The 21,577-nt window shown below is 65.4% G+C and carries 18 protein-coding genes; 13 read left to right on the top strand and 5 right to left on the bottom strand.

Features of this window, described 5'->3' with window-relative positions:
* Nucleotides 1–11 precede the first annotated feature (11 nt).
* From C380_RS10400 to C380_RS10370, 8 genes are all read left to right on the top strand, one after another.
* On the top strand, nucleotides 12–1,061 hold the full coding sequence (locus C380_RS10400; protein ID WP_015013809.1) for a 2-dehydro-3-deoxygalactonokinase: 1,050 nt from the start codon (nucleotides 12–14) through the stop codon (nucleotides 1,059–1,061).
* Nucleotides 1,058–1,717, top strand: a complete 660-nt coding sequence (locus C380_RS10395) for a 2-dehydro-3-deoxy-6-phosphogalactonate aldolase (RefSeq protein WP_015013808.1) — start codon at nucleotides 1,058–1,060, stop codon at nucleotides 1,715–1,717. Before C380_RS10400 ends, C380_RS10395 begins: the two co-directional genes overlap by 4 nt.
* Before the next feature lie 57 nt (nucleotides 1,718–1,774).
* Nucleotides 1,775–2,923, top strand: coding sequence for a galactonate dehydratase (gene dgoD, locus C380_RS10390; RefSeq protein WP_015013807.1), 1,149 nt, complete (start codon nucleotides 1,775–1,777; stop codon nucleotides 2,921–2,923).
* Between the two features lie 335 nt (nucleotides 2,924–3,258).
* A complete protein-coding gene (locus tag C380_RS10385) occupies nucleotides 3,259–4,932 on the top strand; it encodes a hypothetical protein (RefSeq protein WP_015013806.1) in 1,674 nt (557 codons plus the stop codon).
* Complete coding sequence (locus C380_RS25310) at nucleotides 4,929–5,072, top strand: hypothetical protein (protein ID WP_168162363.1); 144 nt, start codon at nucleotides 4,929–4,931, stop codon at nucleotides 5,070–5,072. Before C380_RS10385 ends, C380_RS25310 begins: the two co-directional genes overlap by 4 nt.
* A complete protein-coding gene (locus C380_RS10380) occupies nucleotides 5,044–7,599 on the top strand; it encodes a DUF2726 domain-containing protein (RefSeq protein ID WP_238544116.1) in 2,556 nt (851 codons plus the stop codon). The genes C380_RS25310 and C380_RS10380 overlap by 29 nt, the downstream gene beginning before the upstream one ends.
* A 35-nt stretch (nucleotides 7,600–7,634) precedes the next feature.
* On the top strand, nucleotides 7,635–8,513 hold the full coding sequence (locus C380_RS10375) for a nucleotidyltransferase (RefSeq protein ID WP_015013804.1): 879 nt from the start codon (nucleotides 7,635–7,637) through the stop codon (nucleotides 8,511–8,513).
* Nucleotides 8,491–9,072 (top strand): SLATT domain-containing protein, encoded by a 582-nt coding sequence (locus C380_RS10370; protein ID WP_015013803.1) that lies wholly within the window; start codon nucleotides 8,491–8,493, stop codon nucleotides 9,070–9,072. The genes C380_RS10375 and C380_RS10370 overlap by 23 nt, the downstream gene beginning before the upstream one ends.
* 200 nt (nucleotides 9,073–9,272) lie before the next feature.
* On the opposite strand, the gene C380_RS10365 is transcribed toward C380_RS10370, so the two are convergent.
* From C380_RS10365 to C380_RS10355, 3 genes are read right to left on the bottom strand one after another with little or no spacing between them, the layout of a single operon-like run.
* Entirely contained in the window at nucleotides 9,273–10,292 is a 1,020-nt protein-coding gene (locus C380_RS10365) for a tyrosine-type recombinase/integrase (RefSeq protein ID WP_015012965.1), read from the bottom strand.
* Nucleotides 10,285–11,286: a tyrosine-type recombinase/integrase gene (locus C380_RS10360; RefSeq protein ID WP_008903160.1), complete on the bottom strand. Its 1,002-nt coding sequence runs from the start codon at nucleotides 11,284–11,286 to the stop codon at nucleotides 10,285–10,287. The genes C380_RS10365 and C380_RS10360 overlap by 8 nt, the downstream gene beginning before the upstream one ends.
* The gene (locus C380_RS10355) at nucleotides 11,283–12,533 is read right to left on the bottom strand and encodes a site-specific integrase (protein WP_235516236.1); all 1,251 of its coding nucleotides are present in this window, start codon (nucleotides 12,531–12,533) and stop codon (nucleotides 11,283–11,285) included. The genes C380_RS10360 and C380_RS10355 overlap by 4 nt, the downstream gene beginning before the upstream one ends.
* A gap of 458 nt (nucleotides 12,534–12,991) precedes the next feature.
* On the opposite strand from C380_RS10355, the gene C380_RS10350 reads away from it, so the two are divergent.
* Nucleotides 12,992–13,885 carry a hypothetical protein gene (locus C380_RS10350; protein WP_015013802.1) on the top strand — a complete coding sequence of 298 codons (894 nt, stop codon included), beginning with the start codon at nucleotides 12,992–12,994 and terminating at the stop codon, nucleotides 13,883–13,885.
* On the top strand, nucleotides 13,882–16,182 hold the full coding sequence (locus C380_RS10345) for an ATP-dependent DNA helicase (RefSeq protein WP_015013801.1): 2,301 nt from the start codon (nucleotides 13,882–13,884) through the stop codon (nucleotides 16,180–16,182). The genes C380_RS10350 and C380_RS10345 overlap by 4 nt, the downstream gene beginning before the upstream one ends.
* Nucleotides 16,183–16,427: 245 nt before the next feature.
* Here C380_RS10345 and C380_RS10340 read toward each other — a convergent pair whose 3' ends face one another.
* Both C380_RS10340 and C380_RS10335 read right to left on the bottom strand, forming a co-directional pair.
* Nucleotides 16,428–17,942 (bottom strand): tripartite tricarboxylate transporter permease, encoded by a 1,515-nt coding sequence (locus C380_RS10340; RefSeq protein ID WP_015013800.1) that lies wholly within the window; start codon nucleotides 17,940–17,942, stop codon nucleotides 16,428–16,430.
* 10 nt (nucleotides 17,943–17,952) lie between these two features.
* Complete coding sequence (locus C380_RS10335) at nucleotides 17,953–18,375, bottom strand: tripartite tricarboxylate transporter TctB family protein (RefSeq protein WP_015013799.1); 423 nt, start codon at nucleotides 18,373–18,375, stop codon at nucleotides 17,953–17,955.
* Nucleotides 18,376–18,527: 152 nt separating this feature from the next.
* Here C380_RS10335 and C380_RS10330 point away from each other — a divergent pair, with 152 nt between their 5' ends.
* The 3 genes from C380_RS10330 to C380_RS10320 are packed head-to-tail and all read left to right on the top strand — an operon-like array spanning nucleotide 18,528 to nucleotide 21,467.
* Nucleotides 18,528–19,226, top strand: a complete 699-nt coding sequence (locus C380_RS10330) for a response regulator transcription factor (RefSeq protein ID WP_015013798.1) — start codon at nucleotides 18,528–18,530, stop codon at nucleotides 19,224–19,226.
* Nucleotides 19,207–20,697 (top strand): sensor histidine kinase, encoded by a 1,491-nt coding sequence (locus tag C380_RS10325; RefSeq protein ID WP_015013797.1) that lies wholly within the window; start codon nucleotides 19,207–19,209, stop codon nucleotides 20,695–20,697. The genes C380_RS10330 and C380_RS10325 overlap by 20 nt, the downstream gene beginning before the upstream one ends.
* Nucleotides 20,694–21,467 (top strand): YkgJ family cysteine cluster protein, encoded by a 774-nt coding sequence (locus C380_RS10320; protein WP_015013796.1) that lies wholly within the window; start codon nucleotides 20,694–20,696, stop codon nucleotides 21,465–21,467. Before C380_RS10325 ends, C380_RS10320 begins: the two co-directional genes overlap by 4 nt.
* Nucleotides 21,468–21,577: the final 110 nt, after the last annotated feature.

The raw sequence follows: 21,577 nt of genomic DNA, 5'->3' as shown, positions 1-21,577 counted from the left end.
GCAGGACACGCATGGTGCCTGCACGTTTTCTGGTGCCCGCCGAGGCGGGCCTGATCGCCCTGGACTGGGGCACCAGCGCATTGCGCGCCTTCCGCATGGGCGCGCATAGCGAGGTGCTGGAGACGCGGCACCGCCCCTGGGGCATCATGAACCTGCCCCCCACCACCGCGAGCGTGGCAGACGGCGAGCCCGGCGCCGCGTTTGAACGCGCACTGCAAGACACCTGCGGCGACTGGCTGGCCGCCACACCCGGCCTGCCTCTGCTGGCCTGCGGCATGGTGGGCAGCGCCCAGGGCTGGCGCGAGGCCAAGTACCTGCCGACGCCCACCTCGCTCGATGCACTGGCGCGGGGCCTGACGCTGGTGGAGCGGCGCGACGGCCCGCCACTGCACATCGTGCCGGGCCTGTTGCAGCAGGGCGCGCTGCCCAACGTGATGCGCGGCGAAGAAACACAGGTGCTGGGCGTGCTGGCGGGCCTTGCGCTGCCTGCGGATGCGCCCGTGCTCATCGGCCTGCCCGGCACCCACAGCAAATGGGTGCTGGCACGCCGGGGCCGCATCGAACAGTTCCACACCTTCATGACCGGCGAGGTGTTTGCTGCCCTGCGCGGTCACACCATCTTGGGCAAAACCATGCAGGCCGCTGCCACGCCCGACGACGAAGCCTTTGTGCGCGGGCTGGAGGTGGCGCGCGGAAGTGACGCCGCACTGGGCTTGCTCTCGCACATTTTCAGCACACGCACGCTGGGCCTGACCGGAACACTGGCGCCCACCGCCCAAGCGGACTACCTCTCGGGCCTGCTGATCGGGCACGAGATCGCCAGCTTGGCCCGTGTGCAGGATCAGACGCAGGCCACACCCCAAACGCTGGTGCTTTGCGGCGAGCCCGACCTGTGCCGCCGCTACGCCATCGCGCTGCAGACCTACGGCTTTGCCGCCCCCACCATCGCCACGCAAGCCACGGTCATCGGGCTGTGGCAGATCGCGCTGGCGGCAGGGCTGGTCGTTGCGCCAGCCCCCTCATCCTCACACCCCTTCACCGCCGGGAGTCTGGCTGCATGAACCCCATCGACAAAGCCCTGTTCCACATCCTGCAGCGCTGCGGACTCATCGCCATCCTGCGCGGCGTGCAGCCGCACGAGGTGGTGGCCATCGGCCACGCTCTGTACGACGCGGGGTTTCGCATCATCGAAGTGCCGCTCAACTCGCCCGAGCCGCTGGCCAGCATCCGCGCGCTGCGCGATGCACTGCCCGCCGACTGCCTCGTGGGTGCAGGCACCGTGCTCTCCATCGAGGCCGTGGCCGATGTGGCCGCAGCGGGCGGGCAGATCATCGTCATGCCCCACAGCGACCCCGACGTGATCCGCGCCGCACGCGCCGCTGGCATGGCCTGCGCGCCCGGCGTGGCGACGCTGACCGAGGCCTATGCCGCGCTGGCAGCGGGCGCCAACATGCTCAAGCTGTTCCCGGCCGAGGCGCTGCCGCCCCATGTGCTCAAGGCCTGGCGCGCCGTCATCACGCCGCCCATGGCGCTGGTGCCCGTGGGCGGCATCGTGCCCGAGAGCATTGCCCCCTATGCGGCAGCAGGCGCCAGCGGCTTTGGCCTGGGCTCGGCCCTGTACCGGCCCGGCGACCAGGCTCCCGAAGTCGCGCACAAGGCTGCAGCGTTTGCGCGGGCGTGGCGGGCATCCTTTGGAACCGCGCCCGCCACGGCCTGAACCGCCCCCTACTCGCTCCAGACAACCCAGCATTTCTGAACCGACTGTCCAGCTCCCATGAAGATCACCCGACTCACCACGTTCATCGTCCCGCCGCGCTGGTGCTTCCTCAAAATCGAAACCGACGAAGGCATCACCGGCTGGGGCGAGCCTGTGCTGGAAGGCCGCGCGCACACCGTGGCCGCTGCCGTCGATGAACTGGCCGACTACCTCATTGGCAAAGACCCGCGCCACATCGAAGACCACTGGACCGTGCTGTACCGGGGCGGCTTCTACCGGGGCGGCGGCGTGCACATGAGCGCACTGGCCGGGATCGACCAGGCCCTGTGGGACATCAAGGGCAAGGCGTTGGGCGTGCCCGTGTCCGAGCTACTGGGCGGCAATGTGCGCAGCCACATCAAGGTGTACAGCTGGATAGGCGGCGACCGCCCCAGCGAGACCGCCGCCGCCGCGCAAGCCGCCGTGGCACGCGGCTTCACGGCCGTGAAGATGAACGGCACCGAAGAGGTGCAGTACGTGGACAGCTACGACAAGGTGGAGCGCTGCCTGCAAAACGTGGCCGCCGTGCGCGAGGCCGTGGGCCCCAACGTGGGCATTGGCGTGGACTTCCACGGCCGCGTGCACCGGCCCATGGCCAAGGTGCTGGTCAAGGAGCTGGAGCCCTACAAGCTCATGTTCATCGAAGAGCCCGTGCTGAGCGAACACGAAGAAGCGCTCAAGGAAATCGCGCGCATCTCGTCCACCCCCATCGCCCTGGGCGAGCGCCTGTACTCGCGCTGGGACTTCAAGCGCGTGCTGCAGGGCTGCTACGCCGACATCATCCAGCCCGACCCCTCGCACGCAGGCGGCATCACCGAAACCCGCAAGATCGCCAGCATGGCCGAGGCCTACGACGTGGCCCTGGCCCTGCACTGCCCGCTGGGCCCGATTGCACTGGCGGCCAACCTGCAGCTGGATGCGGTTTGCTACAACGCCTTCATCCAGGAGCAGAGCCTGGGCATCCACTACAACCAGGCCAACGACCTGATGGACTATGTGTCCAACCCCGGGGTGTTTGCGTACCAGGATGGCATGGTCGCCATCCCCACCGGGCCGGGGTTGGGGATTGAGGTGAATGAGGACTATGTGCGCGAGCGGGCGCAGGAGGGACACCGGTGGAGGAATCCGGTGTGGCGGCACCGGGATGGAAGTTTTGCGGAGTGGTGAGGGGATTGGGATCTTCGTCAGTGGATTCGGTGGCAATGGGCGGCTTTAGGCTGGGTGCAGTCACTCGAGTTCGCAAAGCTGAATGTCAGGCGTAAGTGAGACCTGACGAAGGTGCTCCATTAGTAGTTGACACCGGTAGCCGCTCCTTCTTACGATCTACCTGCGGTTCAAGCCGAATCGTGGGCAAGTTGGCGCCCGTCAGTGCACGCACCGGACCCTGTCCGGCACGGCAAAGCCAGTTGGATTGCGAGAGTTCCCTTTCCCCGGCTCGATGACCTCCACTTGGAGAGCCGGACAACGCGTGCCGTCCCTCGATGCTCTCTAGGAGTTCATCCATGGCAACCACTGCTGCGCCGACGGCGCATCCCGCCTCCCCTCAAGACCTGCAGGCTACGGCCGCAGCCCTGTGGACCTACGTCCATCTCAAGGTGCCCCGCTTCACTTCCGAGGCCGCGCTCAAGGTCGTCGAAGGCCTCCAGCCCCAACCCGATGAAGACCCCAAGCTCCTGGCCAAGCGCCTGCGCAAAGCTCTGAGCGACACGGGCGTCGCTCTCAAGCACACGGCAGCGCTGGACGCCGCGTCCCGCATCCTCGGCCGGTCCAGCTGGCACGCCCTCAATCGGGAGCCGCTCACCCCGAAGCTCAAGCTCACTATGGTGGTAAAGGCGCCGGAGGAGGAGTTCTCCAGCTGGCACGAGCTCGCGCCGCGGCTCGCAGAGTGGCTCGAGGCTTGGCATCAGGTCAAGCCCACCAAGGTGTTCGAGGTTCGGTTCGGCAGCGACTTCATCCTGGTCTGCGTGCCGGAGCCGAAGAAGGACAGCATCGCTGGCGAGACTAACATGGTGCCGGCACTGTCCATCACTCCGCTGGGCGACACGCAGGACTGGCTGACCGAGGCGCCGGCGGCGTTCGAGATGGTCCGCAGGCGGTTGGAGGAAACCGACAAGGCCATCCTGGACGGGGTGGCCACGCTCCAGATTTGCGGTCGACACGGACCCGATGTGTTGGCGAGGCTGCCGGCCATCCCGCAGTCCGTCACGCCCGACGACACCTGCAACTCCGAGCTGGTGCTCCTTCGCGAGGACAACGAGCTGGTGCCAGGCGACGGGTTCGAAATCGCCCGCGGCGACGAGATGACGTGCTGGTCCCAGCTCGAGCTGGCCGTAAAGGATGAGGCGAAGGGCCAGCCGCCGGAAATTTCCCTGGAGGAGGCCGCCTGGTGTGTCGGCAAGGGCCGCTACGTGTGGCAGATGACGACCCTGCACCCCGACGACTATGTACCTGGGCAGACTCACTCGATGCTCACCGAGGCCGAGTCCGAGAAGCTTCTTCGTCGCTACCGCTTGGCGAGGCGCATCCTCGGCGGAAAGGTGATGCACCACCACGTCACGAAGCAACTAAAGTACCTGAGCGGCCCGGATGACACCTACCGCGTCGATCTGCATCGAGTCTTCCATGCGCTGAACGACGCTGGCCACGACTGGGACTCGTTCTGCGCCGAGACGGGCATCGAGCAGGAAAAGGTTCCCGAGGTGAAAGTCGGCTTCGTCATGACGTTGGCCGAGCACCTGAAGCTGAAGGACCCCAACAAGCTATTTGCCTCACCGCCGCGGGCGAAGCTGGCCAAGGCCGTCGATGACACCCTTATCCGCGCGCTGATGCCGCGCGTGGACTTCGTGCGCTACCGGACGCCGCGAGACCTAACCCCCGACCAGGTCGAGGGCATTCGCGATGCCATCGAAGACTTCAGCGCCTCCATCCGCATCCAGAAGATGCAGCAGATCGGTCAGTTCGTCGACCGTGATGACCCGCTGCCGTACCTCTGCTATGCAGGCGACGGCGAGGAGCTGCGGCTGAAGCTTGCGGAGCTTGGGCTGGAGATGTATGTCGGCGTGATGCCGCACCTGGTTTCCACTGAAGGAGTCATCGAAAAGCTGCCTGGCGTGTGGTCGTTCGCCTTTGGGCACGCCATCTACCTGGACATCGACCGCATCGAGGAGGGCGCATGAGCAAGAAGTCCAAGAAGAAGCCACAGGCAACAACCGCTGTCGCGGCAGCGGTCAACGCAGTAGCCGTTGAACCGGATGCCCCGCCCGAAGCCGCAGTTCCGCTTGGCGGACATGCAGGCATCGGCTCGAGCGCACATTGACAACAAGGCATGGGCCGAAATCCTTGCGTTGGGTCGCGTGCCGCTGACGGCCATCCACAAGGACGACCGGAAATCCGCCGAGGTGTGGCTGTTGCGGGCAAAGATTCTTGGCCTCTATCCGCCCAGCATTCGGTCCCCCTACGAGCTGGCAACGGAGGTACGCGAGGAGTACGAGGGCGCGCTCAAGGAACTGGCCGGCCGCATCGAGGCGCTGCATACGCTGCAGCTCGAGTTCGACCTGTACCTCGACACGCTGGGCTGGTCGATTGACGATTGCGCACAAGCGTTCCGGCGCCTGTCGCGTGCCTGTATGGAGCTGACGAATGTCGATTGGCTGCGGAAGCTTCGCGGGCGCGCGTTGATGCTGTTGAGGGCCCAGGAGGGGCGACGGGGCGAGGAGATGTCGGCCGCTGACCAGGAGACGCTGGCGGCCCTTCCAGACCTCACCTTGGCGCTCAGCGAAGCTTATGCGGCGGCAGAGCAGGGCGAAGCCCTCGATGAAGAGGGCCGTGCACTCGTCACCGTGCTGAAGCTGGACCTCGACCTGATGATGGCGGACCCGTGGGACTACGGGCGAGTTGGTGACGCGCTTCTCCGGCTTCCATGCCCGAGCGAGGGCACCCTCATCGCCTTGCCCAAGGACGAATCGTCGGGCCGTGCGCAACTGCAGTTGACACCGCGCGCCTGGGCCTTCATGTGGATGCTCGGGCACACCCCCGGAGAGGGCTTCGCCGACCTGTTGCAGCGCTTCTCAGAGCCGTTCGCCTGCGATGCCTGTGAAGGGCTTCGCCGTGTGCTTTGTGCCCTGTCGGCCGTGCCCGCCGACGTGGACGAGCATTTGTCGCTCGCGGTGCGCGCCTTGATGCGGTTCGCCGACGCTGACGCGCATTGGTTCGGGGAGCAGCTGACGATGACGCTGTCCGACGGGGTGCGGGAAATCTACGTTGGAATGTCAGGGCTGCACATGACGTCGGTCGGTGACCTGCTGTTGCGGTTGTACGAACATTCGTCCGAGGACTTCACACGGCGAGCCGAGCTCGAGAGCCTCTATCGGATTTTCACCGCCAGCACCCAGTACTCCCCGTTGGAGGACGAAGACAACGGCGACCAGGACATGCCGGGCCTTGGCTGGCTATGCGAGCAGAGCCTGTCCTTCCAGCTCGCGGCGGCCTACGTCATCCAAGGTGTGGCCGGTCGGATGCGCCTGCTGCTCGACGCCATGCATCGAGCGACAAGTGCTGGCGTGCCAATGCCGCAGAACTACTACTCAGGCGACCTCAGCGGCGAGGACCTTGATGAGCCCGAGGCCTGGCCGGTACTCGATGCACTCGAGCAGCTGTCGGCGGTGCGTGAGCAGATGGCCGAGAAGACCCGGCGCATGTGGCTCGAGGTCGTAGGGGACATCTTCGACGCGCTGTCCAAACTTGGCGACAAGGTACGGGCCCAACTGCTGCCGCTGGCCCGCGACTTCGGTGATGACCTTCTTGAGAAGAAGCATTCGTTCCGCCTGGGCTACCTCGAGCAGGTCGCGGGCGACCCTGACGATGCATTGCACTACTACCTCATCGACCTCGACACTGCCGAGAACTTGCCCGACGTCAGCGTGAAGAACGCCAAGTTGCTTTGGGCGCGGTCCGAGGACCTGGGCCAAGTGCAGCAGTTCGTCGACAAGCTTCAAGAGGAGATGCCGACGTCGAGTCGTAGCGATGTGGTGCAGCAGCTCTTGACGGATGCGAAGGCGCGCCTTGCCACGCTGAACAAGCGCGACCAGTTCGAGCGGACGGCGGTGAGTCGTTGGCCGTCGCTGACCGCACCTGCGCGCAAGCTGCTCAGCGTGTTCGCCAGCATCAAGAGCTACAACGGCCTGGCCGAGGTGGCCGAGTACGCCGGCATGGACCTGACCTGGGCCGGTCGACATTACGACAAGCTGGTCGAGCTTGGGATGCTCTTGGTCACGGACAAGACCTTCCGCATCAACCCGCACATCGCACCGCTGCTTGAACGCGAGTCTCAGCACGCGGTCATTGGCAGGATTGTTCGCTCCCAGGGAACGAGCGCAGTCAAGCAGGTGTTCAACAGCCAGCGCGAATTCACCATCTACCAGGTGCTGGTGCAGCTGTGCCCCAACCACCTCGTGTTCCCAAACTGCTCGCTGCAGAGCGTCATGAGCTTCGACCGGATGAAGGAGCTGGTGAGCGAAGACGACTTCGGCTACTACCTTCGGGCGAGCGTCGACATCGTCGTTGTGTCTTCGACGAAGTACCTGCCGATGTTGGCCATCGAGGTCGATTCGGTCTGGCACGACACCGAGCGCCAGCAACGGAATGACAACAAGAAGGACCGCCTGTTCGCAGCCGCCGGCATTCCATTCATGCGCCTTCGGCCGGTCGGTAGCCCGTCCGAGAACACCATCCGTGCCCAGGTTGCTGAGCACGTCGATGAGCTGGTTCGCAGCCTGCGCGCCGACCTGCCGGGGTACGACCAAGCACGTGGTCTGCTGGAAGACCTGTCTGGCGTTAAAACTTGAGCGGTCAGTATCAACACGCAGCCTAGGGAGGCTCAATGGGAGTAGGTGATTGGTTCCAAACTTTTTGCGGGAACATCCGCATCGGCACGGAGAAGCGTGGTTCTATTGGCTACCGCACAGGCCGCATCGTTGGCCAGCTGAACGCTGACCTGCGCGGCCTCGACTCGAAGACGAGCTACCGCTTCTACGTGGGCTCTTACGGGCGTTCGACGGCCATCCCGAGCGTGAGCGACGTCGACTTGCTGTACGAGCTGCCCAACGAGCTGTACGCCCGGTTCAACGGTCACGCCGGCAACGGGCAGTCGGCCCTGCTGGCCCATGTGCGCGCGTCAATCCAGAAGACCTACTCGGTCACCGAAATCGGTGGGGATGGGCAGGTCGTTGTTCTTCGGTTTGATGATGGCGTGAAGTTCGAGGTCCTGCCGGCGTTCCTGAACACAGAAGGTGGCTACACATTCGCCGACACCAACAACGGCGGCTCTTGGCGCGCCTGCAAGCCGAAGCAGGAAATGACGGCCTTCAGCACGCGGAATACCGAGTGCAACGGCAACCTGGTGGAGCTGGCGCGTATGGCTCGTGCGTGGCGCGACCAGAACAACGTTTCTATGAGCGGGATGCTCATCGACACCTTGGCCTACCAGTTCATCAATGGCTGGGCGTACAAGGACAAGTCCTACGTCTACTACGACTGGATGACCAGGGACTTCTTCGCCTTCCTGGCGGGCCAGGATGCCGGCAAGACGTATTGGACGGCGCCGGGCAGCGGCTCTTGGGTGTATGGCAGCGGCTTCCAGTACAAGGCCCGCCAGGCCGAACTGCGTACGAAAGAAGCCATCGACTACCAGCAGAACAACTATGACTACAGCGCAAAACAACTCTACAGGGGCATCTATGGCACCGACTTCCCCAGCTAATCCGTCCACCGCCCTGGAGGGGCAGCTGCGCGAGATGTATGGCCGTGCCGCGTACACGCACAAGACCCATCAGAAGATGGCAGACGGCTATGTCACCAAGTACAAGCGCATCAAGCTCATCGAAATCGTGCTGTCGGCAGCGACGACCACCAGCCTGCTGGTAGCACTCTTTGGCAAGAGCGAGGCCGCGACGGCGGTCGGTGCGGTCCTGTCGGCCATCTTGGCCGGCTGCGCCCTGTACTTCAAAGAGGCATCCCTGGGCGAGCAGGCGCAGCTGCACACCGAGGTCGGTGCAAAGCTGTGGGGCGCACGCGAGGCTCTCCTCAGCCTGCTGGTCGACCTGCAAGACGGGCGACCGGTCGAGGAAGTTCGCCAGCAACGCGACCGCCTGAACGCCGAGTTGGAAGACATCTACAAGGCCGCGCCGAGAACCAACAGCAAGGCATACAGCGATGCGCAAGAGGCGCTCAAGAATGCGGAGGAGCTTTTCTTCACCGACGAGGAGCTGAACAAGATGTTGCCGAAGCAATTGCGTAGCAACGCTGGGACTACGACGTAGCGATAGGCCGACCCTAAATGACGGGTGTGCCGCCGAGACGGGTCGTTCGCCAGGGAGGTTCGAAAGTCAGCTCCGCTGCTTATGGAGAGCTCTCCATAAGCAGCGTTATGCACAGCACGCAGTTATGCACAGTTGGTCCGGCAGCGCGGCGTCGCCGCCCTCGCAAGAGGGCTGCGGTCGCGTCTTTGAACTTCACGTAATCACAAGGTCTTGAGGAACTTCAACAGATCGTCTTCTGCCCGGAACCGCTGTGGGACCACATTGGGATCCTGAAGCCTGGCCAGTGCCTTTTCCTTCATGGCGAGATCGGCCTCTATGTACTGATGCGTTGTCGCCGGACTCTCGTGTCCGAGCCACAGAGCGATCACGCTGATTTCCACGCCCGACTGCAGAAGGTGCATAGCGGTCGAGTGACGCAGGCAGTGTGGAGAGATCGTTCTCCCGGCCAGGCTCGGCGTCGTGAGCGCGGCTTTCTTGACGGCCAATGCCAGGCGCTGCGTCACGTTGGACCGCGTCATCGCCTGTCCGCCACGGTTGGGCAGCAGCGCCGACGTGGGAGTCAGGTCCGGGTTGAACTTCAGCCAGGCGCGGATCACCTTGACCGTCGATCGCCAGAGCGGCACCGACCGCTGCTTGCGTCCCTTGCCATGCAGATGCACGCAGGCGGCGGGTGCCAGCACGACGTCGCCCACTTTTACGCCGATTGCCTCCGACACGCGGGCACCGGTGTTGTACAGCAGGGCCAGCAGCAGCTTGTCTCGCTGGCCCATCCAATCCGCTCCTGGCGCGCCGATCACGGCCAGCATCTCCTCGCGTGTCAGGAACTCGAACATCGGCCGCTCGAAGCGCTTCATCGGCACGCCGAGCGCCTGCTCGACGACCTGAAGTGCCGTCACGTCTCGCCGGGCCGCGAACTTCAGGAACGAGCGCAGCGCGGCCAGTCGCGCATTGCGGCTGCGAACGGTGTTGTGCCGATCGCGTTCGAGATGATCGAGGAAGTCCAGGATCAGCGCGGGCGTCAGGTCGGCGAGCGACAGCGTCGTGGGCGTCTTGTGCAGTTGCGCCTGGGCGAAGTCCAGGAACAGCACGAACGCGTCCCGATAGGCCGCAACGGTCTGCGGGCTCAACGCGCGCTGCTGCGTCAGGTGCTCGGCGAAGAAGGACTGGACCAGCGTCGCGAAGCTCGGCGGAGCGGGCTTGCGGTGTTCAGAACTACTCATCGTCGTTCTCCGCGACGTCGGCGAAGCGTTCGAATCGAGCGCCGGCCAACGCCATCAACTCCGGCACGCCGCTCAGGTACCAGTACGTGCTGGAGATATTGATGTGGCCCATGTACGTGGACAGGGCCAGCATTCGTTGGTCAAGGTTCGCTCCCTGCTGGTGCCACAGGATCATCCGTCTCACGGCGAAGCTATGGCGCAGGTCATGCACCCGCGGTCGGCCATGGCCGCCGCGATCGATCCAACCCAATTGCTCGCGCAGCTGACAGAACACTCGATGCACCTGCCGATCTCCCAGCGGTTCACCCCGGTGCACGCCACGCGAGCCCACGAAGAATGTCATCTGCGGCTTCGCAGGCACGTACTGGCGGCGCAAGGCCCGGTAGGCTGCCATCGGACCGATCACGCTGGGGTGCAGCGGCACCATGCGGGACTTGCCAAACTTGGTCTGCTGTATGGTCAGGATGCCGCCGTCCAGATCTGCATCCGAGTCGGCCAGGTTGATCGCTTCAGAGACCCGAAGCCCGGCCGATGCGATCAGACCGAACAGCGTTGCATAGGTGGTGGCACGAAGGCCATCCGAGGGGCCGAGTCGGCGGGCAGCGACGATCAATGCCGCGATCTCGGCTTCGCTGTAGATGTGAGGCGCCACGCGGCGCGGGATCGGACCGAAGCTGGAATCGTCAGGAACTTCGACAGTCGGATCGAACTGCTGGAGCCAGCGCATGAAGGGGCGCAGCGTTGCCAGTCGGCGCGCTGCCGTGTCGACATTGGCCCGGCCGCCCACGAGATACCGAGGCTGTACCTGGTGCGCCCACTGGACCATCACGTCTACCGTCAACGCGATGTCGCGTCCCTCTCCGACCATGAAGCGAGTGAAGCTGCGCACAGCGAGATCAGAGGAGCACGGCTTGAACCCGAGGCGCAGGCGTTCAGTCAGGTATTGCTCCACCTTGGCGGTGAGGTCGATGTTCGCCGATGCTGCGGCGCTCATGATGCACTCCCAGGCCAAGGCAGAGCGACCTCGGCAAGCAGTTGCAAGTCGAGCTTGGCGTAGATCAACGAGGTGTCCAGCGATCGATGCCGAAGCACATCGGCGACCTCCTTGATCGAACTGCCGCTGTTGACCAGGCGACAGGCCAGCGTGTGACGCAACGAATGGCAACCGCGTGAGATGCCGGCACCTCGCAGGGCACGCCCGATTGCCTGGCTCACTGCATCGACGCCGATGGGCTTGTCGTGTGGCGCCAACCGACGGACGAACAGCGATGGCAGCGTGGTTGCGGGCCGCTCGTGTCTCATGTACTCCGCCAGAGCCTGCCCGGTGAGCACCGGCAGCGGTAGGACATCCTGGCGCTGGGACTTTGTTCGCTTCAAGGTCACCGTTCCGGCACGCCAATCGAAGTCGCCGATCTCCAGCTTGGCGATCTCGCCCACGCGCAGTCCGAGATCCAAGGCCAGGCGCACCATGGCCAGCAGGCGCAGCGGAGCCCGCTTGGCCTCGGCGCAATGCGCTTCGAGGCGCTGGACCTCCTCGGTCGTCAGCGCGCGCGGCAACGATGCTTGGCTCCATCGCACCGGCGACGAGATAGCGCCGAGCAGGCTGTTCACTGCGTCACCGCAGGTCCCGCGGTATCGGAAGTAGGCCCGCAGCGCAGCAGTGACCGCGCTGGAATGCGACCCGCTGCTGACCCGCGTGAGCTCGGTTGCGATGAAGCCGCGAACGTCTTCCGGCTGCAACTCGCCGATGGCGATGGCCTTGCCCGCGAACTTGCATTGCAGCAGACGACCTACGAGTACCAGCCGATCCTCGCGCGTGCCTATCGCCAGGCCGCGGGCGTCGCGCATGTGGACGTTGTAACGGTTCAGTTCTTCTGCAATGGGACCGCTGGGGCCTGGCAGTTCCACGATGACATGCTGTTCCCGCAACAAGGCGAGCAGGTGTCCGAGACTGGCGCTCAAGCCGCTGCGTGTACGCAGAGCCGCGGGATGGCAGTCGCAGCGCGGCAGATGCGAATCCAGAAACTGCTCGACGAGGGCTTCGTCGATCTGTTCGGCAGATACCTGGCACTTCGCCATCCAGTGGGCAAAGTGCGACCAGGCACGAAGGGCAGTCTCCGAGCTGCCTTCGGCGTACCGGCCGCGCTCCAGCAATGCCTGGAACGCCCCGACGTATGAAGACAGCGGGCCATCGAGCAGCCATGCCCTGGCCATCGGGTGCATCGAAAGAATCAAGTCCATGGTGATCTCCAGTTGTGAGATCACCATTCATGCGCCGACTGCGAACTTATGTCCAGTTCAACGGCACCGCCTCCTTGCGATCTACCAGGGCGATCACAGCCTCTGGCGCGTTCAGACTGGCCAACTGTCCATAACTGCGTGCTGTGCATAACGCTGCGTTGCAGCCTCTCGCCGCCTCTTCCGATTTACCTGCTGCATAGACGGCCTCATAACAATAACTTCCGATTGTTCGCAACATGCGGGGCAAGTGCATCTTCATACCCCCGGAGGACTCATTTCTTCCCCTCAAAATGTCATGGCGAGAACGCTCACATTTCAATAGCTGCTAGCGCTTATCTATAGGGCGGAAGAGGCAAATTCGACCCAAACTTCTTCACCACACTCCCTCCTACATCCAAAAAGCAGTCCGCCAGACACTGTGATTAAAATCAGTGTTACGCCAGCCCACCCACTCCGCCATGACGGTGCTGCCCTCCCCCACTTCGGACTCCCCACGCTCCGCCCCGATCACCCGCTTTCACCGCACGCGCCTGATGCAGATCTGGCGCTCGGCGGGGTGGCCGTGCAAGGATGGGCTGGAGATTGACCTGCTGGCTGCGGGCCTCATCAGTCTGCACATTGCGGCCGATGGTTGCGAAACCCTGCGCCTCACCGACGAAGGCATCCGCACGCTGGCGCAAGCCCGCCAGCGCGGCGTGCGGGCGCTGAGCCTGCACGACCGGCTGGGGCAGAAGTTTGCAGCGCAGTTGCTGGCTTCGGGGCGCATCGTATGGACCGAACTGTCACTGCGCGCGGTGATCGACAGCGTGCCGATGGGGGATGGGGTGCCGCCTGCGGCCACGGCCGATGCACCCGCCAATACCGCGCCCGCCATGGCACCACTATGGGCCGAGGATGACCACGCCCCCGCTGCCCGCGCCGCCGCCAACGTGTGGCGCATGGCACGACCCGATCTTTTTTCGGTGCGCAACACCTCCGTGCCAGCCTACCTGCAGCCCATGGTGCATGAGGTGAAGGCGAGCCGGGCCGACCTGCTGTCGGACCTGCGGCACGGCGCCAAGCGGCAGGCCTACCAGTGGCTGTGCGAGGAGTGTTACTACGTCTTCCCGGCGGGCATTGCCGAGCCTGATGAGATCCCTGAGCACTTCGGCATCTGGGTATTGCACGGCAGCGTGGAGAACGGGCGCTTTGAGCTGCTGCGCCCCGCGCGGCACAACAGCTGCACGCTGCCCTTTGCGGTGTGGATGGCACTTTGCAAGGCCACGCCGCTGCGCAGCGATGACGACATGGCTCAGGCCCATTTGGGCGAGCCAGCCCCGCCCGCGACAAACACCCCGACCACCCCGCCATGACCTATACCGTGGCGGTGCGCGAGCTGTGCGAGTTCACCGCCAAGCAGGGTGACCTGGACCTGCGCTTCACGCCTGCGCCCACCGCGCTGGAAGGTATGGCAGGCCATGCCGTGGCAGCAGCGCGCCGGGGTACAGGCTATCGCGCCGAAGTGGCACTCAGCGGCAGCTACCAGAGCCTGCGCGTGCGCGGCCGGGCCGATGGCTACGACCCCGCGCAGCAGCGCATCGACGAAGTCAAAACCTTCAAGGGGCGGCTGAACCGGCAACCCGCATCCCACCGCCACCTGCACTGGGCGCAGGCCAAGGTGTATGGCTGGCTGCTGTGTGAGCAAGAGCAGCTGGCACACATCGATGTAGCGCTGGTGTACCTGGACGTGGGCACGCAACAAGAGACGGTGTTCACCGAGCGCTGCAGCGCGGCTGACCTGCGCCAGCACTTCGAGGCCCAGTGCCAGCGCTTCATTGCCTGGGCCGAACAGCAGATGGCCCACCGCGCGGCACGCGATGCGGCGCTGACCACCTTGGCATTTCCGTTTGGCGACTTTCGCACCGGCCAACGCCCGCTGGCCGAGGCCGTGTACAAGACGGCAGTCGCGGGCCGCTGCCTGCTGGCCCAAGCGCCCACAGGCATTGGCAAGACCATGGGCACGCTGTTCCCACTGCTCAAGGCTGCACCTGCGCAGCACATCGACAAGGTGTTCTTTCTGGCCGCCAAAACCTCAGGCCGGCAGATGGCGCTGGATGCGCTGGCGCGCCTGTCTGACAGCGCACCGGCGCTGCCACTGCGCGTGCTGGAGCTGGTAGCACGCGACAAGGCGTGTGAACACCCGGACAAGGCCTGCCACGGCGAATCGTGCCCACTGGCCCGGGGCTTCTACGACCGGCTGCCCGCCGCACGCGCAGCGGCGGTGGCCACCACCATGGAAGGGAAAAACGTCCCCGCTTTGCTACAAACCCGAGTGCGTGAGGTTGCCCTGCAGCACGAGGTCTGCCCCTACTACCTGAGCCAGGAGCTGGCCCGCTGGGCCGATGTGGTGGTGGGCGACTACAACTACTACTTTGATATGGGTGGCGTGCTGCACGGCCTGGTCCAGGCCAACCAGTGGCGCACGGCGCTGCTGGTGGACGAAGCCCACAACCTGGTGGAGCGCGGCCGCAAGATGTTCACCGCCGAGCTGCACCCCGCCGCCCTGGCCCAGGCCCGCAGCAGCCCCACGGCTGCGCAGCACCCGCCGGTGAAGAAGGCGTTGGACAAGGTGCGCCGCGCCTGGGTGGCGCTGGACAAGGCACACCCGGCCCCGTACACGGTGCTCGAAGCCTTCCCCGACAAGCTGCTGGCCGCGCTGCAGCAGTGCACCACAACACTCACAGAGCACTTCACAGACCACCCCACCGAGCCCGATGGCGCGCTGCAAACGTTCTACTTCGACGCCCTGCACCTGCAGCGCATGGCCGACCTGCTGGATGCGCATTCGATGGTGGACGTCACCCAGGCTTCTGCCACCCACCACCGTACCTTCAAGCCCAGCGATTCCGTGGTCTGCATCCGCAACGTGGTACCCGCACCCTTTCTGCAACCGCGCCTCGTTGCGGCACACACCAGCACCTTGTTCTCGGCCACGCTGCAGCCCGCGCGCTACTATGCCGACCTGCTGGGCCTGCCCGACGATCATGTGTGGGTGGATGTGGAGTCACCCTTTGCCGCGCACCAGCTGCAGGTGCAAGTGGCGCGCCACATCTCCACGCGCTACCCGCACCGCGCTGCATCGCTGGCACCGATTGCGGCGCTGATGGCGCAGCAGTTCCGTGCGCGGCCCGGCAACTACCTGGCGTTTTTCAGCAGCTATGACTATCTGCAGCAGGCGGCCACGCTGTTTGCGCAGCAGCACCCCGATGTGCCGTACTGGTGCCAGTCGCGCCGCATGCTGGAGGGCGAGCAGCGCGAGTTTCTGGCGCGCTTTACCGACAGCAGCCAGGGCATTGCCTTTGCCGTGCTGGGCGGCGCGTTTGCCGAGGGCATCGACCTGCCGGGCAAGCGGTTGATTGGTGCCTTTCTGGCCACGCTGGGCCTGCCGCAGGTCAACCCCGTCAACGAGCAGATCCGCGAACGCATGCAGGCGCTGTTTGGTGCGGGCTACGACTACACCTATCTGTACCCCGGCCTGCAAAAGGTAGTGCAGGCCGCGGGCCGGGTGATCCGCACACCGAGCGATGAAGGCGTGGTGCACCTGATGGACGACCGGTTTGCGCAGGCCCAGGTGCGTGCGCTGCTGCCCACATGGTGGCGGGTGGACTGAAAGCCTGGGAGGCTGAGAGTCTTTTGCCTATGCCCGCCTTGCACGCCATAACACCGCTGCTCGTCGTTACAAATGCGCGCCATAGCCCGAGCTATGGCTGTGCTTTGCGTCTCGATCAGCGGTGTTATGGCGCACCTTTCGGGCACTGGCAAAAAACTCTCAGCCTTTGAGACAAAAAAAGGCCGGTCACCCATTGGGGACCGGCCTTGCAAAGGCCGCCATGGCGGCACACAGAGAGTCAATCGTCAGGAGGCAACGGGCTCCGCCACCGCCAGTTCCTTGGCCTTGCCACGCTGGCGGAAGAACGACACCGTCTGCCACAGAATGAACGCAGCGATCAGGCTGATCAGCGTGCCGCTGATGGGGCGGTTGATGAACACTTCAAAGCTACCGCGCGACAGCAGCATGGAGCGGCGGAAGTTCTCTTCGAGCATGGGGCCCAGGATGAAGCCCAGCATCAGCGGTGAGGGGTCCATCTCCAGCCGCATGAACAGGTAGCCCAGCGCACCAAACGCCACAGTGATGAACACGTCGTCCAGATTGTTGTTGATGCTGTAGGTGCCGATGCAGCAGAAGAACAGGATGGCCGGGAACAGCACGTTGTACGGAATCTTGAACACCGACAGCCAGTAGCGCACCAGCGGTACATTCAGCACCAGCAGGAAGCAGTTGCCGATCCACATGCTGGCCACCAGGCCCCAGAAGAGTTCGGGATGGCCGGCAATCATGTTGGGGCCGGGCTGGATGCCCTTGATGATGAACGCGGCCATCATCAGCGCCATCACGGCGTTCTCGGGGATACCGATGCTCATCAGCGGGATGAAGCTGGTGCGTGCAGCCGCTTCGTCCGCCGCAGCCTGGCCAGCCACGCCTTCGATGCAGCCGGTGCCGATTTCATCGCGGTACTTGCTGACCTTCTTGTCCAGCGCATAGGCAGCAAACTGGGCAATCACGGGGCCGCCACCGGGCAGGATCCCCAGGATGGAGCCCACCACGCTGCCACGCAGCGCGCTGGGGATGATGCGCTTGAACTCAGGCCAGGTGGGCATGAGCTTGATCTTGCCGTTGAAGGGCGAGCGCTCTTCGCGCGAGTCAAGGTTCTTGGCGATTTCGGCAATGCCGAAGCAGCCCAGCGCAATGCTCACAATGCCCACGCCGTCGGCCAGGAACGGAGCATCCCAGGTGAAGCGGGCCAGGCCGCTGTTCACGTCGGTACCGATGGAGCCCAGCAGCACACCCACCATGCACATGGCCAGGCCATTGAGCAGGCTGCCCGTGGTCACAAAGCTCACGCACACAAAGCCCACCAGCATCAGCGCGCAGTAGTCGGCAGGGCCAAACAAGAAGGCCACCTCGCCCAGGCTGGGCGCCAGGAAAGCCAGCACCACGATGGCTACCGTGCCCCCGATGAAGCTGGAGAACCCGGCGGTGAACAGTGCCAGCCCCGTTTTCCCTTTCAGCGTCATCGCATACCCGTCGATACACGCCACGATACTGCTGGCATGCGGGATCTTCATGGTAATGGCGCTCACGCTGTCGCCGTATTGGGCACCGTAGTAAATGCCGGCCAGCATGATGAGTGCACCGGTGGTGTCGATGGAATAGGTCAGCGGCAGCAGCAGGCTGATGGTGGCCAGCGGGCCCAGGCCCGGCAGCAGGCCCACGAGGGTACCCACGGTGCAGCCCAGGGCGCAGAACATCAGGTTCTGCAGCGTCAGTGCGTGGCTGAAGCCAAACGCAAGGTTGTTCAAAACTTCCATGGCGGTGACCTCAGTACAGCGGCAGGCTCACGCCCAGCAGCTTTTGGAATGCAAACGCGATGGCGACCAGCACCGCAGCGATCTTCAGGTTGCGCTTCCACGAGTACGACGTACCCGCAAAGCCCGAGCAGAACACCAGAAACACGATGCCGGCGATCATGTTCACAAAGTGCGACAGTGCCGCAAAGCCGCACAGGCTACCCAGGATGATGGCGATGTTGCGCACCTGAAAGTCCATGGGCACGGGCGCCACCAGGCGCGCGCGCACCACGGTGATGACCCCGATCACAAACAGCATGCAGCTGACGATGAACGGGAACATGCCCGGCCCGGCGCGGCCGAGCGTCCCCAGCGAATAGCTCAGGGACGGCAGGCCGAAGCCCAGCGCCAGAGCCATGAGGGCGAAGCCTCTGAGTAGATTGCGGTTGATCATGAAAAGGTTGTCTCCTGATAGGCTTGACGACCCCATCCGGCGGTGCAAATGGCGCGCAGGGCTGGGGTATGCTGACGGGCAGACTATCCCCATCGAACCTGATCGCAGGCTGATCTTGGCCATGCGTAATTTCACGTAGAACCCCGACCTCCATGCGCCTCCTCCTGGTGGAAGACGACCCGGTGCTCAGCCGCACCATGGCCCAAGGCCTCGAAAACGCTGGCCACCGCGTCGAGCTGGCCCATACCGTCGAAGAAGCCCAGCACTGGTGGGCCGTACAGGCTTTCGACGCCGTGCTGCTGGACCTGAACCTGCCGCATGCCGCCCACGCACGCAGCGGCCTGGGCAGCGGCCTGACAGCCCTGCGCGCCGCCCGTGCGCGCGGCGACCGCACCCCGGTGCTGGTGCTCAGCGCCCGCGACAGCACCGAGGAGCGCATCGCCGGGCTGGACGCTGGCGCCGACGACTACCTGGGCAAGCCCTACGAACTCAAAGAGGTGGAAGCCCGCCTGCGCGCTCTGCTGCGACGCGCGAGTGGCACCGCCGACATCGTCACCGTGGGCCAACTGGTGCTGGACCGCCAGGCGCGCCGCGTCAGCGTGGCCGGGCAGCCGCTGGAGCTGCCCGCGCGCGAGTTTGACCTGCTGTGGGAGTTGATGACCCCACCCGGCCGTGTGCTGAGCAAGGGCGACCTGTCCTCGCGCCTGTCGGACGGCGGCGAAGTGGTGGGCGAAAACGCGCTGGAGGCCTCGTTCTCGCGCCTGCGGCGCAAGATTGCAGGCAGCGGTGCGGCCATCCGCACGCTGCGCGGACTGGGCTACGTGCTAGAGGATGACGTTGGCCAGCCCTGAACCCGGCACCGCACCGCTGCACCCGCAGCCGCCCGACCTGCGCCAGCGCATAGGCCGGCGCGTGCTGCTATCGCTGGTGCTGATCTGGGGGCTGGGCAGCACCGTGGTGCTGGGCGTGGGCAACCACTTTGTGGCCGAGGCGTTTGACCGCGCCTTGCTGGACGACGCCCACGCGCTGGCGGCCCATGTGCGCGGCGGCCAGGCGGCTGACCCACCAGGCACCCTTCTGCAGCTCGACCTCACCCCGCGCGAGGTGGGCCTGCTGCGTTTTGACCAGAGCGAAACCGTGTGGTTTGCGGTGTATGCCGCCGACGGCAGTTTCATCGCTGGCGACTCGCACCTGGCGCCGGGCGTGGTGGCGGCGGGCAGCAGCCACGCGTTTTCTCACCTCTCGCAAGACGGGCGCGAGATGCGGCGCGCCACCTTGCAGATTGCGGGGCCGCCGTCGTTCACCGTCGTCATCGCGCAGACCACGGCAGAGCGCACGCAGCTGCTGCGCAGGCTGCTGGTGTACTCGGGCCTTGCCCAGCTGTGGCTGCTGGTGGTGCTGGGGTCATGGCTGCTGCGCGGCATAGAGCGCGACCTGCACCCACTGGGGGCGCTGCAAGACGCCATGGACCAGCGCGACGCCGCCGACCTGCAACCCCTGCCTCCGGCGCTGACGCAGCAGGCCAGCACCAGCGACGTGCAACGCCTGGGCGTGGCCCTGGACGGCTTGCTGGCACGCGTGCAGCAAAGCCTGCATGCGCAGCGCGAGTTTGCGGGCAATGTGGCGCATGAGCTGCGCACCCCGCTCGCTGGCATCCGCGCCCAGGCCGCCCACGCGCTGGCGCACAACGACCCGGCCGTCTGGCGCAGCGAAATCGAAGGCATCGCCCAGGCCGAACAGCGCGCCAGCCGCACCGTGGACCAGTTGCTCGCCCTGGCCCGTGCGGCCGAGGGCGGCATTGCGCTAACGCTGCAGCCCTTGGCCTTGCACACCCTGGTGCGCGACGTGCTGCTGCGATACCTGCCCCGCGCCGATGCGCTGGGGGTGGACCTGGGCGCTGAGGGCCTGGACCAGGCCGTGGTGGTGCGGGGCAACATCGCGCTGGTGGAAGGCATCCTGAACAACCTGCTGGACAACGCACTGCGCTACGGGCGCGGCACGCCGCCCCACATCACCGTGGCGCTGCACACCGAGCCAGGCTTTGGCGTGCTGCGCGTGACCGACAACGGCCCTGGCGTGGACGCCGCGCTGGCGCAGCAGCTGCAACAGCGCTGGGCTCAGGGCGACCAGGGCCAGCGCCTGGGCCAGGGCGCGGGGCTGGGCCTGGCCATCGTGGCGCGGTATGTACAGTTGATGGACGGCCGGCTGGAGCTGACCCCAGCCAGCGATGCAGCCGACGGGTCAGGCCTGGCGGCCAGCGTGTGGCTGCCGCTGGCGCCCAGCGCGTTGGCCCCCTCCAGCGCGCCCCCCACATCCCCATGACGAGCCCGCCCGACTCAGCACTGACCGAGGCCGAGCGAGCGGCCTTCCTGCAGTCCATCGCCCGCGTGCGCAGCGCGGCCGGGCGGGCCCTGCGGGCAGCACAGACAAATGCCGTGCAAGGTACAGCAGCCCATGGCACCGGCGCCATCGCCACCGGCCAGGCCCCCGACGCCACCGAATCCGCAGCCCAGGCTGCAGTCGATTTCATTGCGCAACTGCACCAGGACCTGGACACCGTGGCCGAACAGGCCCGCACCAACGGCCCCCAGCCAGCATGCCAAGCGGGCTGCGCGCACTGCTGTCACCTGCGCGTGGAGGCGACCGACCCCGAGGTGCTGCACATTGCCCAGCACCTGCAGACGCTGCCCAGCGCAGACCAAGCGACAACCCTGCGGCGTCTGCAACAGCATGTGGCGGCGGCAAGCGTGGGCACCACGCGCCAGCCCTGCAGCTTTCTCGTCCATGACCGGTGCACCATTTACAGCGTGCGCCCCGCTGCCTGCCGCAAGGCGCACTCCTTGTCGGCTGCGCACTGTGCAGAGCAGTCGCCCACCATCCCGCAGAACCTGCGCCTGCTGGTGGATGCCGAGGCGCTGATGGCGGGCACCGCCCTGGCCTACCGCGACCAGCCCCTGCCCGCCAGCGCCCACGAACTCAACGCCGCCGTGCTGGCAGCGCTGGATGGCACAGCGTCGCCCCCAGCTGGCGCCCTGCTGCGCTGGTACCGGGGTGATGAAGGCGCGCTAGCCCTGCGCGGCACGCCGCCGTAAAAGCCTGTGTGCCTTGATATCCGTCAAGACCCGCCGCAGCCAGCCGCCCACAATGCAGCCAGTCCCGCAACAGTCTGGCCGTGCGGCCAAACTGCGCAACGAACCACCGC

Source organism: Acidovorax sp. KKS102, from assembly GCF_000302535.1.
Lineage (GTDB): Bacteria > Pseudomonadota > Gammaproteobacteria > Burkholderiales > Burkholderiaceae_C > Acidovorax.
This window is presented reverse-complemented; position numbering and strand designations above follow the sequence as displayed.

Bases quoted from the DNA above. Each gene is read 5' to 3' on its own strand.
- C380_RS10400 (WP_015013809.1), top strand. From the start codon at position 12: ATGGTGCCTGCACGTTTTCTGGTGCCCGCCGAGGCGGGCCTGATCGCC.
- C380_RS10395 (WP_015013808.1), top strand. From the start codon at position 1,058: ATGAACCCCATCGACAAAGCCCTGTTCCACATCCTGCAGCGCTGCGGA.
- dgoD (WP_015013807.1), top strand. From the start codon at position 1,775: ATGAAGATCACCCGACTCACCACGTTCATCGTCCCGCCGCGCTGGTGC.
- C380_RS10385 (WP_015013806.1), top strand. From the start codon at position 3,259: ATGGCAACCACTGCTGCGCCGACGGCGCATCCCGCCTCCCCTCAAGAC.
- C380_RS25310 (WP_168162363.1), top strand. From the start codon at position 4,929: ATGAGCAAGAAGTCCAAGAAGAAGCCACAGGCAACAACCGCTGTCGCG.
- C380_RS10380 (WP_238544116.1), top strand. From the start codon at position 5,044: ATGCAGGCATCGGCTCGAGCGCACATTGACAACAAGGCATGGGCCGAA.
- C380_RS10375 (WP_015013804.1), top strand. From the start codon at position 7,635: ATGGGAGTAGGTGATTGGTTCCAAACTTTTTGCGGGAACATCCGCATC.
- C380_RS10370 (WP_015013803.1), top strand. From the start codon at position 8,491: ATGGCACCGACTTCCCCAGCTAATCCGTCCACCGCCCTGGAGGGGCAG.
- C380_RS10365 (WP_015012965.1), bottom strand. From the start codon at position 10,292: ATGAGTAGTTCTGAACACCGCAAGCCCGCTCCGCCGAGCTTCGCGACG.
- C380_RS10360 (WP_008903160.1), bottom strand. From the start codon at position 11,286: ATGAGCGCCGCAGCATCGGCGAACATCGACCTCACCGCCAAGGTGGAG.
- C380_RS10355 (WP_235516236.1), bottom strand. From the start codon at position 12,533: ATGGACTTGATTCTTTCGATGCACCCGATGGCCAGGGCATGGCTGCTC.
- C380_RS10350 (WP_015013802.1), top strand. From the start codon at position 12,992: ATGACGGTGCTGCCCTCCCCCACTTCGGACTCCCCACGCTCCGCCCCG.
- C380_RS10345 (WP_015013801.1), top strand. From the start codon at position 13,882: ATGACCTATACCGTGGCGGTGCGCGAGCTGTGCGAGTTCACCGCCAAG.
- C380_RS10340 (WP_015013800.1), bottom strand. From the start codon at position 17,942: ATGGAAGTTTTGAACAACCTTGCGTTTGGCTTCAGCCACGCACTGACG.
- C380_RS10335 (WP_015013799.1), bottom strand. From the start codon at position 18,375: ATGATCAACCGCAATCTACTCAGAGGCTTCGCCCTCATGGCTCTGGCG.
- C380_RS10330 (WP_015013798.1), top strand. From the start codon at position 18,528: ATGCGCCTCCTCCTGGTGGAAGACGACCCGGTGCTCAGCCGCACCATG.
- C380_RS10325 (WP_015013797.1), top strand. From the start codon at position 19,207: ATGACGTTGGCCAGCCCTGAACCCGGCACCGCACCGCTGCACCCGCAG.
- C380_RS10320 (WP_015013796.1), top strand. From the start codon at position 20,694: ATGACGAGCCCGCCCGACTCAGCACTGACCGAGGCCGAGCGAGCGGCC.